The following is a 14,244-nucleotide window of genomic DNA, read 5'->3' on the forward strand; positions in this document are numbered from 1 at the left end:
GTGATTGTTCCGCCGCTTATCCCCGTCGTCCGCGCTTTTTACCCTCATCCTGATGGTCATGTCCGCAGTTTTCGTGCTGCGTGCAGGCGTCTGCTTCCGCGCAGTTTTCGCATAAGCCATGGGCTTCGATCACGCTGTGACGCAGGGCAAACTGCGCTTCACCCGCCAGTGTGGCGATAATCTTTTCCACGCCCTGCGCCTGCTTCTCGGTGACGGCGGCGCAGCGGTCACAGACCAGCATGACCGACGTATGAGCCGGCGCCTCGAAATGGTGACACATCACATAGCTGTTGTTGGACTCCACCCGATGCACAAAACCCTGCTCCAGCAGGAAGTCGAGCGCACGATAAACCGTGGGAGGTTTGGCCTGAGGTTCGCTGATCCGGAGCTGATCCAGCAGGTCGTAGGCACTGATTGAGCCCGGCTGTTCCGCCATCAGACGCAACACTTCAGCGCGCTGCGAAGTCAGACGCACACCACGTTGCAGGCACATTTTTTCGGCCTGAATCAAAATTTGCTGCGACGTCATGGTAGTCATGAAAATTCTCCGCTGAATAAGTGATGTTATTTTATCACATAACCTGTCGGGGTGCTGAAGCGCGTTTCTGTCTGTTAAAACAGCACAATTAGCCTGAAAAAACAGCGCCTGTGGAATTTTCGCTCCTCTCTATCTCAAATCTGACGAAAAAACCGATCCACCTGTAAATCAACCGGAGCAGAATTTTTTGTCCTTTTGCTTTGCATCTCACTGAGTTAAGAAGTAATGTTCAGAAAGACTTAATAAAAGTCTGACATTATTTGAAATTAGCCGGTCCGTTTTTAATAATTACACGCTAATTCTGGTCGTAAAACGTCCAATCCTTTGAATTAAGACACTGTTTCCTTTGAATTCACAGCAATAACGCGTTAGCCAGGGTTCACAATAGGGCTGACAAACTATTCAGTTGTTGAATGTATCAACGACACTTTCTCAGGTGATGGCAGGCAAATGGTGAAAAAATCCGCTCAACGCTCAGCGCTGATCTGTTCCGCTGCAGCGACCGCGCTTTTCCTTTCTTCTTCCGCCATGGCGGCAGGGACCTGGTATGATGCACGTAATGACGCCATGGGCGGCACCGGCGTGGCATCTTCTGTTTATGGCTCTGCAGTGCTGGCGAACCCGGCATTAATGACGCGTGCTAAATCTGACGATAATGTCAGCATTATTATTCCTTCAGCAGGCATTCAGGTAACGGACAAAGATAAGCTGATCGATAAAGTCGATGATATTACCGACACCGTGGATCGTTACCGCGGTGTGATTGGTAACCTGACGTTTGCCGATTATCTGCGTGGTTATCCTGAACTGCGTGCTGCCTCCGGCGATGTCGCTGACAAGCTCAGCGATTTGCGCGGTAACAAAGCGGACGGCAGGGCGGGTGCGGCCGTCGCCGTGACAATCCCCAATGAAACGCTGCCTTTCGCCTTTATCGCCAAAGCCTACGGTACGGCACACGTCCGGGCTAACGTGGTACAGGGTGATATCAACTACCTGCGCGGGGTTGCTAACGGTACGATTCTGCCCGTTCCGGGCGATCAGAATAACCTTCGCTCCAGTGCGAACGGCTTAGCGGCGCTGGTTACCGATTATGGTGTGGCGGTGGCGCATGAGTTCACTGTCGCCGGTCAGCCGGTGTCGGTGGGCGTGACGCCAAAAGTGCAGAAAACCTGGCTCTATAACTACACTGCCAGCATCTATAACTACGACAAAAATGACATCAACAACAGTCAGTATCGCAGCACCGACACCGGCTTTAACGTTGATGCCGGTCTGGCGACCACCTTTGCTGAAAACTGGACGCTGGGTGTGACCGGACAGAACCTGGTTTCACGCGATCTGCAGACCCGGGAGGTTAACGGGTTCCGCGACACCTACCAGATTCGCCCGCTGGTCACCACCGGTCTGTCCTGGGATAAAGGTCCGTTTACCGTGACCGGCGATGTGGATCTCACGGAAACGAAACGCTTCAAAACTCAGGATAACAGCCAGTATGCGGCAGTGGGTGCGGAGTACCGTGTACTTGACTGGCTGCAGCTGCGCGCGGGTTATCGGGCGGATATGCGGTCTAACGACGAAAATGTGGCCACAGCAGGTTTTGGCTTGTCGCCGTTTAACAAAGCTGTCCATCTGGATCTGGCTGGCTCCGTCGGTGCTAACAATACCTGGGGCGCGATGATGCAGCTGGGCTTTAACTTCTAAGCGGATTATCCCGGCTCTCCGGGGGCGGGCGATGCACTATCGCCCGCCCTTGTGTTATCCTTGCACAGAATTCCATCACCCTTAATTACCGGATTGTCTGCGCTACATGGCTACTTTTTCTTCGCAACGCTTCTCCATCGCCCCTATGCTCGACTGGACCGATCGGCACTGTCGCTATTTTCATCGTCAGCTGACCGGCGACACCCTGCTCTACACCGAAATGGTGACGACCGGCGCGATCATCCATGGCAAAGGGGATTATCTGGCTTACAGTGACGCTGAACACCCGGTTGCGTTGCAGCTGGGCGGAAGCGATCCGGCGGCGCTGGCACAGTGCGCGAAGCTGGCGGAGCAGCGCGGCTACGATGAGATCAACCTGAACGTCGGCTGTCCCTCTGATCGGGTGCAGAATGGCCGTTTCGGTGCCTGCCTGATGGCCGAAGCCACTCTGGTCGCAGATGCCGTGAAAGCGATGCGCGACGTGGTGTCGATTCCGGTCACGGTGAAAACCCGTATCGGGATTGATGAGCTGGACAGCTATGCCTTCCTGACCGACTTTATCGGCACGGTGGCGGGCCGTGGCGAGTGCGAGACATTTATCATCCATGCGCGCAAAGCCTGGCTCTCCGGCCTCAGCCCCAAAGAGAACCGCGAAATCCCCCCGCTGGATTATCCCCGCGTCTACCAGCTGAAGCGCGATTTCCCGCATCTGACGATTGCGCTCAATGGCGGCGTGAAAACGCTGGAAGAGGCACAGGCACATCTGGAGCACCTTGACGGCGTGATGATGGGCCGTGAAGCCTATCAGAACCCCGGCATTCTGGCGCAGGTCGACCAGCAGCTGTTCGGGCGTCAGCATCCGGCGGCTAACCCGGTTGAGGTGGTACGCGCCATGTATCCCTATATTGAAGCGGAACTGGCGAAGGGCACCTATCTGGGCCACGTCACGCGCCATATGCTGGGACTCTTCCAGGGTATTCCGGGCGCACGCCAGTGGCGACGCCATCTGAGTGAAAATGCGCATAAGCCGGGGGCGGATGTCCGCGTTCTGGAAGCGGCGCTGGCGCTGGTGGCGGATAAGATTCCACAGGAAGCCTGATCCGCTCACGTCGCAGAAAACCAGCCTTCGGGCTGGTTTTTTTTACGCCATCATCTGGTCTTTTTCACCAGGTTATCTCACACTCCCTTCCCGTAAACCACGACTATTCAATGGGTTACCTGTTGGCACGCTTTTTGTAACTGTCCTGGTATGAAAGTGGATAAAGGAGTCCTGACGTGGAAATTTTATTTGTATTGGGGTTTTTCCTGATGCTGTTGCTGACCGGCGTGTCGCTGCTGGGCGTGCTGGCAGCACTGGTGGTCGCCACCCTGGTGATGTTTGTCGGCGGGCTGTTTGCACTTGTTATCAAAGTGTTACCGTGGCTGGTGCTGGCCGTGATCGCGGTCTGGCTGCATCGCGCCTTCTTTGGCGACAGCGAAGCGCGGGCACGACGTAAGCTAAGACGTAAGATCAACAGGTTAGACCGGAAAAGCTGGCGATAATTGCGGGAGCGATCACAGAGTCAGAGATTGCAAAGCCGCAATCTGCAATTAAACATATTTTTTACTTATGTTTTCTGGCAGGATGGCTTTTGTCAACGCGATGTGCCATCGACGCGACAGGAATTCATCGCCGCTGTCCCTACACCAGCGCGAACAAAAAATAAAAAAGAGAAGGGCTTCCTGCGGGAAGCCCTTTTTGTTTGTCCGGTCAGGGGATCAGCAGGCAGGAACCCTGCGTGGCGCGGCTCTCCAGAATCTGATGTGCTTTGCTGGCCTCTTTCAGCGCAAACTTCTGCTGCTCCGGTACCTCCACCCTGATTGCGCCGCTTGCCAGCAGCGAGAAGAGTTCGGCGCTGGCCGTTTCCAGCTCCTGGCGGTTGGTGATGTAGCCAAACAGCGAAGGGCGGGTAACAAACAGCGAGCCTTTCTTGTTCAGAATGCCGAGGTCGATGCCGGTTACCGGCCCGGACGCGTTACCGAAACTGACCATCAGCCCGTGACGGCGCAGGGAATCCAGCGACGCTTCCCAGGTATCTTTGCCGACAGAGTCATACACCACACCCACTTTTTTCCCGTCGGTCAGCTCACTGACGCGCGCGGCAATATTCTCTTCGCGATAGTTGATGGTCGCCCAGGCCCCGGCGTTTCTGGCGATGGTTGCCTTTTCCGCAGAGCCGACCGTGCCAATCAGGTGTGCGCCCAGTGCTTTTGCCCACTGACAGGCGATTAAACCGACGCCGCCTGCGGCGGCATGAAACAGGAAGGTCTCGCCGGCGCTGATTTTATAGGTCTGCCGCAGCAGATACTGCGTGGTCAGCCCTTTCAGATAGCTGGCGGCACCCTGTTCAAAGCTGATCGCCTCCGGGAGATGCATCAGGCGATCTTCGGCCACGTTATGGACTTCGCTGTAGGCCCCCATTGACGCCAGGCAGTAGACCACGCGATCGCCGGGTTTAAACAGGGTGACGCCGCGGCCCACCCGCGACACCACGCCTGTGGCTTCCGTACCCAGCCCCGAAGGAAACGCCGCCACAGGATAGAGGCCGCTGCGCACATAGGTGTCGATGTAATTAATCCCGATCGCGCGGTGTTCCACCTGCACTTCATGTTCAGCCGGGTCAGCCGGGTCAAAATCCGTCCACGTTAACACTTCCGGTCCGCCGTGCGCGCTGAACTGAATACGCTTTGCCATTCTGACTCCTGTGATTGTTTCATCATGAGGGTGAGGCACGCACCCCAACTAAGGTATACTTGCGCGTCCCCACAGAAGATCGGTAATGCATTCACTATGGCAGGAAATAAACCCACCAACAAATCGAACGAAACGCAGGATCGCCAGCTGGCTGGCGTGAAAATGCCCCCGCATTCGCTGGAAGCGGAGCAGTCGGTGCTCGGTGGGTTAATGCTGGATAACGAGCGCTGGGATAACGTCTCTGAGCGTGTCGTCGCGAATGATTTTTTCAACCGCTCGCACCGGCTGATTTTTTCAGAGATGCAGCGGTTGCTGGAAAACAGCAAGCCCATTGACCTGATTACGCTCTCCGAGTCACTGGAAACCCGTGGCGAACTGGAGATGGCGGGGGGGTTCGCCTACCTGGCTGAGCTGGCGAAAAACACCCCGAGTGCAGCGAACATCGGCGCCTATGCCGATATCGTGCGCGAACGTGCGGTCGTACGCGAGATGATCTCCGTTGCCAACGAGATCGCCGATGCCGGTTATGATCCGCAGGGGCGGAACAGCGAAGAGCTGCTCGACTTTGCGGAATCGAACGTCTTCAAGATTGCCGAAGCGCGCGCAGATAAAGATGCCGGGCCGAAAAACATCGAGCAGATTCTGGAATCGACCGTCTCCCGTATTGAGTCGCTCTATCAGACCCCGCACGATGGCGTCACCGGCGTCGACACCGGCTATCAGGATCTGAATAAAAAGACCGCTGGCCTGCAGGGTTCAGACCTGATCATCGTCGCCGCCCGTCCTTCGATGGGTAAAACCACTTTTGCGATGAACCTGTGCGAAAACGCCGCGATGCTGCAGGATAAGCCAGTGCTGATTTTCAGTCTGGAGATGCCCAGCGAGCAAATCATGATGCGTATGCTGGCCTCGCTTTCCCGCGTCGACCAGACCCGCATCCGAACCGGCCAGCTCGATGATGAGGACTGGGCCCGTATCTCCGGCACCATGGGTATCCTGCTGGAGAAGAAGAATATGTACATCGATGACTCTTCCGGCCTGACCCCCACTGAAGTGCGTTCGCGCGCCCGGCGTATCTACCGTGAAAACGGCGGATTGAGCCTGATCATGATCGACTACCTGCAGCTGATGCGCGTGCCGTCGCTGTCGGACAACCGAACGCTGGAGATTGCGGAGATCTCCCGCTCGCTCAAGGCGCTGGCCAAAGAGCTTAATGTGCCGGTGGTTGCGCTGTCGCAGCTTAACCGCTCACTGGAGCAGCGTGCCGATAAGCGTCCGGTTAACTCGGATCTGCGTGAATCGGGATCGATCGAGCAGGATGCGGATTTGATCATGTTCATCTATCGTGACGAGGTCTATCACGAGAACAGCGATCTCAAAGGGATCGCCGAGATCATCCTGGGTAAACAGCGTAACGGTCCAATCGGTACGGTGCGGCTGACGTTCAACGGTCAGTGGTCACGCTTCGACAACTACGCCGGCCCGCAATACGACGACGAATAATCTGCGCTTTGTGCTGTCATGCACGATCTGTGCATGACAGCTCCCATCATCAGAAAATAGTGTTGGACAACCTCTCCGGTTATCGAGTTATCTGTAACAAAGCGACGCCTCTCACGCTGTGGAAACGGAATGACTCACGTAGACGATTACGACCTGAAAATCCTGACTTTATTACAAGCTAACGGCCGTCTTACTAACCAGGAACTCAGCGACCTGGTTGGCCTCTCCGCCTCGCAATGTTCCCGCCGCCGCATCAATCTGGAACAGGCCAATCTGATTCTGGGCTATCACGCCCGGCTCTCGCCCGATGCCATCGGGCTGGGGATGGTGGGGCTGATAGAGGTACGCTTAATCAACCACACCACCGAATATGTGGAGAGCTTTCACCGCATGGTGGAGCAGGAAGAGGCGATTGTCGACGCCTACAAAACCACCGGTGATGCTGACTATCTGCTTAAAGTGGCGGTGGCCGATCTTAACTCCCTCAGTGCGCTTATCAGCCAGTTAGTGGCGGGCCATCAGAGCGTGTCCCACGTCAAAACCTCCGTGGTACTGGGGCGCATGAAAGAGAATGGCCTGATGATGCTGCCTGCGAACAAAACGCGCTAAAAAGGTGCGTGTTGTGCGTTTTTGGTGCAGACTGGCGACCATAAACGCAAAGAATACGCATCGTAACGGGATTTTGCGCATGGAGTGACGGTTTTAACCGGAAGGTATGCACGAAATCCTGTTATAAAGCGCCTTAGATATCAACGGGATATCACCAGCCTCCGGCCAGCAGCCGAATGACGCTGCGGCAATGGTGCGTTTTTTGCATTGCAACCGCATCATTTGCACTGAGACAACCCCCATGGATAACATCGCAGAACCCTCCCGCGTCCCGCATTCGCGTATTGAAGATGCGCTGGCGATGGTGCTGGGCACCCTGATGGTTTCGTTCGGCGTCATTATGCTGAAACAGGCGGGTGCCCTGACGGGCGGCACTGCCGGTATCGCCTTTCTGCTGAGCTACCTCTCTCCGCTCTCCTTTGGCAGCGCATTTTTCCTGATCAACCTGCCTTTTTACTGGCTGGCGGTAAAACGCATGGGCTGGGAATTTACCCTGAAAACCTTCTGTGCCGTCGGGCTGGTGTCGCTTTTTACGCAGCTGCACCCGCTGTTCGTTCACTTTTCCGATCTCAATCCGTTCTATGCGACACTGTTCGGTAACGTCATCATGGGGATCGGGTTTATAGTGTTGTTTCGTCATAAGGCGAGCCTGGGCGGCATCAATATTCTGGCGCTGTGGCTGCAGGATCGCGTTGGGATCCGCGCGGGTAAGCTGCAGATGGCGGTCGACACCTGCGTCGTGCTGGCGTCCCTGTTTGTGGTCAGTGGTCCCATCCTGCTGGCCTCCATTGCAGGAGCCGTGATCCTCAATCTGATTATTGCAATGAACCACCGTCCGGGACGCTATCGGGTTTAGCCCTCTTTACCTCTGGACCAATCATGGAGACCTACACCGTGTTTCAAAACGTTGATGCCTATGCGGGCGATCCGATTCTGTCGTTGATGGAAGCCTTTAAACAAGATCCGCGCGAACACAAAGTTAACCTGAGCATCGGGCTTTACTACGACGAGCAGAACATTATCCCGCAGCTGAAGGCCGTAGCGGCTGCTGAAGAGCAGCTCAATGCCGAGCCAAAGCAGGCATCGCTCTATCTGCCCATGGAAGGCCTGAACAGCTACCGCAACGCGATCGCGCCGCTGCTGTTTGGTGCCGACCATCCGGTGCTGCAGGCGGGTCGTATCGCCTCGATTCAGACCCTGGGGGGATCGGGTGCGCTGAAAGTCGGGGCAGACTTCCTTAAGCGTTACTTCCCGCAGTCGGCCGTCTGGGTCAGCGATCCCACCTGGGAAAACCATATCGCGATTTTTAATGGCGCAGGTTTTGAGGTGAAGAGCTACCCCTGGTATGACGCCGAAACTCACGGAGTGCGTTTTGATGCCTTTATCCATACCCTGAAAACGCTGCCAGCGCAGAGCATCGTGTTACTGCATCCCTGCTGCCATAACCCGACCGGCGCTGACCTGACCAATGCGCAATGGGATGAGACCATTGAGGTGCTGAAAGCACAGCAGCTGATTCCTTTCCTGGATATCGCCTATCAGGGCTTTGGTGAAGGCATGCAGCAGGATGCTTATGCGCTGCGCGCCGTCGCGGCAGCCGGCCTGCCGGCACTGGTCAGCAACTCTTTCTCCAAAATCTTCTCGCTCTATGGCGAGCGCGTAGGCGGGCTCTCTGTCGTCTGTGACAGCGCCGAAGAGTCAGCGCGCGTGCTGGGCCAGCTGAAAGCGACCGTTCGCCGCAACTACTCCAGTCCGCCGAATTTCGGTGCGCAGGTCGTGGCCCGCGTCCTCAACGACGACGCGCTGAAAGCGAGCTGGCTGGATGAAGTGGAGACGATGCGTCTGCGCATTCTCGCGATGCGTGAGTCACTGGTCGGGGTGCTGAGCACGGCACTGCCGGGCAAAAATTTTGACTACCTGCTGAAGCAGCGCGGCATGTTCAGCTACACCGGCCTGAGCGTGCAGCAGGTTGACCGCCTGCGCAATGAGTTCGGCATCTACCTGGTGGGCAGTGGCCGCATGTGTGTGGCCGGTCTGAACAGCAAAAATGTGCATCAGGTGGCGGAAGCCTTTGCTGCGGTGATGTAACGGCACGTTTGCTGTGAACAAACCGCCCGCCTCGCGCTGGCGGTTTTTTTATGGCTCAGGGTTTACCTTTCGGCGACATGCTGCACACTTAAACGGGGCAACCGTTTCAGGAATAAGCTATGTGGCATCAACAGACTATTACGCTGAGCGCGAAGCCGCGCGGCTTTCATCTCATCACCGATGAGATCACCGACTCGCTCTCCGGATTGCGTGATATCAAAACCGGTCTGCTGCATCTGCTGTTGCAGCATACGTCGGCGTCATTAACCTTAAATGAAAATTGCGATCCGACGGTGCGCAGCGATATGGAGCAGCATTTCCTGCGGCACGTGCCGGAGAATGCGCCTTATCAGCACGACTACGAAGGACGTGATGACATGCCGGCGCACATTAAATCCTCGACCCTGGGCGTGTCGCTCTTGCTGCCGGTTCAGCGGGGACGTCTGGTTCTGGGGACCTGGCAGGGTATCTGGCTGGGCGAGCATCGCATTGAGGGCGGTGCCAGGCGGATTGTCGCCACTTTACAAGGGGAATCGTGATGAATCACTCAGACTTACTGACCTATTGCATGAGCAAGCCGGGCGCAGAGCAGAGCGTCCACAGTGACTGGAAGGCCACGCAGATTAAAAGCAACGGCGTGCTGTTTGCGATGGTACATGAGGTAAAAGGGCGGCCTGCGGTTTCGCTGAAATCGACGCCTGCGCTGGCAGAGCTGCTGCGCGAAGAGCATAGCGACATCATTCCAAGCGAGCATCTGAATAAATCACACTGGAGCACGCTGTTCCTGGATGGGTCGCTGAAGGATTCGCAGATCTACTATCTGGTCGATGCCTCCTTCCAGCAGGTTGACGCCGCGCGCCAGGCCGCGCTTTAACACCCCCCTGCCTGAGCAGGAGGGTGCAGGCGACCCGATCAGGCAGCCGACTGCTCGCGCAGGGTGTTGATGTCGATAACAAAGCGATATTTCACATCGCTTTTCAGCATGCGCTCATAGGCTTCGTTGATCTGATCCATCGCGATCAGTTCGATGTCCGAGGTGATGCCGTGCTCGCCACAGAAATCGAGCATCTCCTGCGTTTCAGCGATACCGCCAATCAGTGAACCGGCGATGCTGCGACGTTTGAAGATCAGGTTAAACACCTGCGGAGCCGGGTGATCGTGCTCAGGTGCGCCGACCAGCGTCATATTGCCATCCAGCTTCAGCAGGGTGATGAAGGGGTTAAGGTCGTGCTGAGCGGCAACGGTGTTCAGGATAAAGTCGAAGCTGTTGGCGTGCTGCGCCATCTGCTCTGGATCTTTGGAGATCACCACCTCATCGGCGCCCAGGCGTTTGCCATCCTCGATTTTGGACGGCGAGGTGGTGAACAGCACCACATGCGCCCCCATTGCGTGAGCAATTTTTACGCCCATGTGCCCCAGGCCACCCAGGCCTACGATACCGACTTTTTTGCCGGGGCCGACATTCCAGTGGCGCAGCGGCGAGTAGGTCGTGATACCGGCACACAGCAGCGGCGCGACGCCCGCCAGATCCAGGTTTTCCGGAATGCGCAGCACAAAGCTCTCATCCACAACCATCGCCGTTGAGTAGCCGCCGTAGGTGATCGCACCGGTCTCGCGGTCTTCACCGTTGTAGGTGCCGACAAAACCGTTTTCACAATATTGCTCCAGCCCCTGCTGACAGCTCGGGCAGCTGCGGCACGAATCCACCATGCAGCCTACGCCAACCAGATCGCCGACTTTATATTTCTGGGTCTGTGGGCCCACCGCGGTGACGCGACCCACAATTTCATGCCCCGGAACCACAGGGAAAATCGTGTTTTTCCACTCATTGCGGGCCTGATGCAGGTCTGAGTGGCAGACGCCACAGAACAGCACCTCAAGCTGAACGTCATGGGCGCGCAGCTCACGCGGCTTATAATCGAACGGTGCCAGTTTGGATTTTGCATCCTGAGCAGCATACGCATGCGTAATATTCATGGTGTCTCCAGTTTCGATGTGTCGTGAGTGTTTTCTGATGAAGTGCAGCAGCGCAGTGGTGCTGCAAAAAACAGGGCGACGCCAGGGGCGTGCCAAAGAGGAACCGCTTAAGGATAGTCAGCGTGGGGAAAGGCGTATATGCCTATACATGTCTGAATCTTGCCTGATTCTGCATTTTTCTGGCTGAACCGGCAGCAGAAATAAGCAGGCCCGCACGGGGCGGGCCTGGCATCATTACTTCTGTAACAGGGGCTTCAGGAAGCGCGCGGTATGCGATTTCTCACACTCCGCTACGGTCTCCGGCGTGCCGGCAATCAGGATTTCGCCGCCGCCGCTGCCGCCTTCCGGGCCAAGGTCGACAATCCAGTCAGCGGTTTTCACCACGTCGAGGTTGTGCTCAATCACCACGATGGTGTTGCCCTGGTCGCGCAGCTGATGCAGGACTTCCAGCAGCTGCTGAATATCGGCAAAGTGCAGGCCGGTGGTCGGCTCATCAAGAATGTAGAGCGTCTGACCGGTGCCACGCTTCGACAGTTCACGCGCCAGCTTCACGCGCTGAGCTTCACCACCGGAGAGGGTGGTGGCGGACTGGCCGAGACGAATGTAGGAGAGACCCACATCCATCAGCGTCTGCAACTTACGCGCCAGCGCCGGAACCGCATCAAAGAACTCACGCGCCTCTTCGATGGTCATCTCCAGCACTTCGTGAATGCTCTTGCCTTTGTACTTCACTTCCAGCGTTTCACGGTTATAGCGTTTGCCTTTGCACTGATCGCACGGCACATAGATGTCCGGCAGGAAGTGCATTTCGACTTTCAGCACGCCATCGCCCTGACAGGCTTCACAGCGTCCGCCGCGCACGTTAAAGCTGAAACGACCCGGCGTGTAACCGCGTGACCGCGCTTCCGGCACGCCAGCAAAGAGTTCACGCACCGGGGTGAAGATGCCGGTGTAGGTCGCCGGGTTGGAGCGCGGCGTGCGGCCAATCGGACTCTGGTCAATGTCGATGACTTTGTCGAAGTGCTCCAGTCCCGCCACGTCGCGGTAAGGGGCTGGCTCTGCGATGGTGGCACCGTTCAGCGCCCGCTGCGCAATCGGGAACAGCGTATCGTTAATCAGGGTCGACTTACCGGAGCCGGAGACACCGGTAATGCAGGTGAACAGACCCACCGGCAGCGTCAGCGTGACATCCTTGAGGTTATTGCCGCGCGCGCCGGTAATCTTCAGCACCTTCGACGGATCGCCCTTCACCCGCGCCTCCGGCACGGCGATTTCACGCTTGCCGCTCAGGAACTGGCCAGTCAGGGACGCTTCCTGCGCCATGATCTCATCCACGGTGCCTTCTGCTACCACCTGGCCGCCATGCACGCCTGCACCCGGACCAATGTCGATCACGTGGTCGGCGGCACGAATCGCATCTTCATCGTGCTCAACCACAATCACGGTGTTACCGAGATCGCGCAGGTGGATCAGGGTGCCGAGCAGACGCTCGTTATCGCGCTGATGCAGGCCGATTGACGGCTCGTCCAGCACATACATGACGCCCACCAGACCGGCACCGATCTGGCTCGCCAGACGGATACGCTGCGCCTCACCACCGGAAAGGGTTTCAGCGGAACGTGACATCGACAGGTAGTTCAGGCCGACGTTCACCAGGAAGCTCAGGCGATCGCTAATCTCTTTCAGCACCTTTTCGGCGATCTGCGCACGCTGGCCGCTTAGCTTCAGATTTTCAAAGAAGGACATCGCGTGACCGATGCTCATCTCAGAGATGGTCGGCAGCGTCGTATCTTCGACAAAGACATGGCGCGCTTCGCGACGCAGACGGGTGCCTTCACAGCTCGCACAGGCGCGGTTGCTGATGAACTTCGCCAGCTCTTCGCGCACCGCTGAGGATTCGGTCTCTTTGTAGCGGCGCTCCATGTTATTGAGCACGCCTTCAAACGGATGACGGCGAACCGAGGTGTCGCCACGGTCGTTGATGTACTTAAATTCGATGCTCTCTTTGCCAGAGCCGTACAGGATCACTTTCTGCACGTTGTCGGGCAGGCTGCCGAACGGCGCTTCAATATCAAAACTGAGGTGGTCCGCCAGCGAACGCAGCATCTGGAAATAGTAAAAGTTGCGGCGGTCCCAACCACGGATTGCGCCACCGGCCAGAGAGAGCTCAGGGTTCTGCACCACGCGATCCGGATCGAAATATTGCTGTACGCCCAGGCCATCGCAGGTCGGACAGGCGCCTGCCGGGTTGTTAAAGGAGAACAGGCGCGGCTCCAGCTCACTCATGCTGTAACCACAAATCGGGCAGGCGAAGTTCGCGGAGAAGAGCAGCTCTTCGGCCTCGCTGTCATCCATGTCCGCCACGATCGCCGTGCCGCCTGAGAGCTCCAGGGTTGTCTCAAAGGACTCGGCCAGGCGCGTCGCCAGATCGTCACGCACTTTAAAGCGGTCAATCACCACTTCGATGGTGTGTTTCTTCTGCAGCTCCAGTTTCGGCGGATCTGACAGGTCGCACACTTCGCCGTCGATACGCGCGCGGATGTAGCCCTGCGTCGCCAGATTTTCCAGCGTTTTGGTGTGCTCACCCTTGCGGTCTTTCACCACCGGTGCCAGCAGCATCAGACGGCGGCCTTCCGGCTGAGCCAGAACCTGATCGACCATCTGGCTCACGGTCTGCGCCGCCAGCGGTACGTTGTGGTCCGGGCAGCGCGGTTCGCCCACGCGGGCAAACAGCAGACGCAGGTAGTCGTGGATCTCGGTGATGGTTCCCACCGTCGAGCGCGGGTTATGCGAGGTGGATTTCTGTTCAATAGAGATGGCGGGCGACAGACCTTCGATATGATCGACGTCCGGCTTCTCCATTAACGAAAGAAACTGGCGCGCATACGCAGAGAGCGACTCCACATAGCGGCGCTGACCTTCCGCATACAGCGTATCAAACGCCAGTGAGGATTTACCGGAGCCTGACAGGCCGGTCACCACAATGAGTTTGTCGCGTGGGATGGTCAGGTTAATGTTTTTCAAATTATGGGTGCGGGCACCACGAACTTCGATCTTATCCATTCACCTTTCCCGGATTAGCAGCACTCACCGC

At 56.9% G+C, this 14,244-nt stretch carries 13 protein-coding genes; 9 read left to right on the forward strand and 4 right to left on the reverse strand.

Annotated features, from left to right (window positions below):
* Window positions 1-16 precede the first annotated feature (16 nt).
* On the reverse strand, window positions 17-538 hold the full coding sequence (gene zur, locus AC6I7A_RS01315) for a zinc uptake transcriptional repressor Zur (protein WP_009092612.1): 522 nt from the start codon (window positions 536-538) through the stop codon (window positions 17-19).
* A gap of 450 nt (window positions 539-988) precedes the next feature.
* Between zur and AC6I7A_RS01320 the strand changes: the two genes are divergently transcribed.
* The 3 genes from AC6I7A_RS01320 (at window position 989) to pspG (ending at window position 3,781) form a co-directional block, all read left to right on the forward strand.
* Window positions 989-2,239 carry a conjugal transfer protein TraF gene (locus AC6I7A_RS01320; RefSeq protein ID WP_058956996.1) on the forward strand — a complete coding sequence of 417 codons (1,251 nt, stop codon included), beginning with the start codon at window positions 989-991 and terminating at the stop codon, window positions 2,237-2,239.
* Between the two features lie 106 nt (window positions 2,240-2,345).
* Window positions 2,346-3,338: a tRNA dihydrouridine(20/20a) synthase DusA gene (gene dusA / locus AC6I7A_RS01325; RefSeq protein WP_009092610.1), complete on the forward strand. Its 993-nt coding sequence runs from the start codon at window positions 2,346-2,348 to the stop codon at window positions 3,336-3,338.
* Between the two features lie 176 nt (window positions 3,339-3,514).
* Window positions 3,515-3,781, forward strand: coding sequence for an envelope stress response protein PspG (pspG, locus tag AC6I7A_RS01330; protein WP_009092609.1), 267 nt, complete (start codon window positions 3,515-3,517; stop codon window positions 3,779-3,781).
* 208 nt (window positions 3,782-3,989) lie between these two features.
* Here the strand turns inward: pspG and AC6I7A_RS01335 are convergent, their stop codons facing one another.
* Window positions 3,990-4,973, reverse strand: a complete 984-nt coding sequence (locus AC6I7A_RS01335) for a quinone oxidoreductase (protein WP_058956997.1) — start codon at window positions 4,971-4,973, stop codon at window positions 3,990-3,992.
* Between the two features lie 96 nt (window positions 4,974-5,069).
* On the opposite strand from AC6I7A_RS01335, the gene dnaB reads away from it, so the two are divergent.
* The 6 genes from dnaB (at window position 5,070) to AC6I7A_RS01365 (ending at window position 10,047) form a co-directional block, all read left to right on the forward strand.
* Window positions 5,070-6,476, forward strand: coding sequence for a replicative DNA helicase (dnaB, locus tag AC6I7A_RS01340; protein ID WP_009092607.1), 1,407 nt, complete (start codon window positions 5,070-5,072; stop codon window positions 6,474-6,476).
* Between the two features lie 129 nt (window positions 6,477-6,605).
* Window positions 6,606-7,085, forward strand: a complete 480-nt coding sequence (locus AC6I7A_RS01345) for an Lrp/AsnC family transcriptional regulator (RefSeq protein ID WP_009092606.1) — start codon at window positions 6,606-6,608, stop codon at window positions 7,083-7,085.
* Window positions 7,086-7,326: 241 nt separating this feature from the next.
* Entirely contained in the window at window positions 7,327-7,941 is a 615-nt protein-coding gene (locus AC6I7A_RS01350) for a YitT family protein (RefSeq protein ID WP_009092605.1), read from the forward strand.
* A 38-nt stretch (window positions 7,942-7,979) separates the two neighbouring features.
* The gene (locus AC6I7A_RS01355) at window positions 7,980-9,173 is read left to right on the forward strand and encodes an amino acid aminotransferase (protein WP_009092604.1); all 1,194 of its coding nucleotides are present in this window, start codon (window positions 7,980-7,982) and stop codon (window positions 9,171-9,173) included.
* A 119-nt stretch (window positions 9,174-9,292) separates the two neighbouring features.
* A complete protein-coding gene (locus AC6I7A_RS01360; protein WP_009092603.1) occupies window positions 9,293-9,712 on the forward strand; it encodes a secondary thiamine-phosphate synthase enzyme YjbQ in 420 nt (139 codons plus the stop codon).
* A complete protein-coding gene (locus AC6I7A_RS01365; protein WP_009092602.1) occupies window positions 9,712-10,047 on the forward strand; it encodes an MmcQ/YjbR family DNA-binding protein in 336 nt (111 codons plus the stop codon). The genes AC6I7A_RS01360 and AC6I7A_RS01365 overlap by 1 nt, the downstream gene beginning before the upstream one ends.
* Window positions 10,048-10,085: 38 nt before the next feature.
* On the opposite strand, the gene AC6I7A_RS01370 is transcribed toward AC6I7A_RS01365, so the two are convergent.
* Both AC6I7A_RS01370 and uvrA read right to left on the reverse strand, forming a co-directional pair.
* Entirely contained in the window at window positions 10,086-11,150 is a 1,065-nt protein-coding gene (locus AC6I7A_RS01370; RefSeq protein ID WP_009092601.1) for an NAD(P)-dependent alcohol dehydrogenase, read from the reverse strand.
* A 234-nt stretch (window positions 11,151-11,384) separates the two neighbouring features.
* Window positions 11,385-14,213 carry an excinuclease ABC subunit UvrA gene (uvrA, locus tag AC6I7A_RS01375; RefSeq protein WP_046101018.1) on the reverse strand — a complete coding sequence of 943 codons (2,829 nt, stop codon included), beginning with the start codon at window positions 14,211-14,213 and terminating at the stop codon, window positions 11,385-11,387.
* Window positions 14,214-14,244 lie beyond the last annotated feature (31 nt).

It is taken from the genome of Type-F symbiont of Plautia stali (assembly GCF_059731105.1).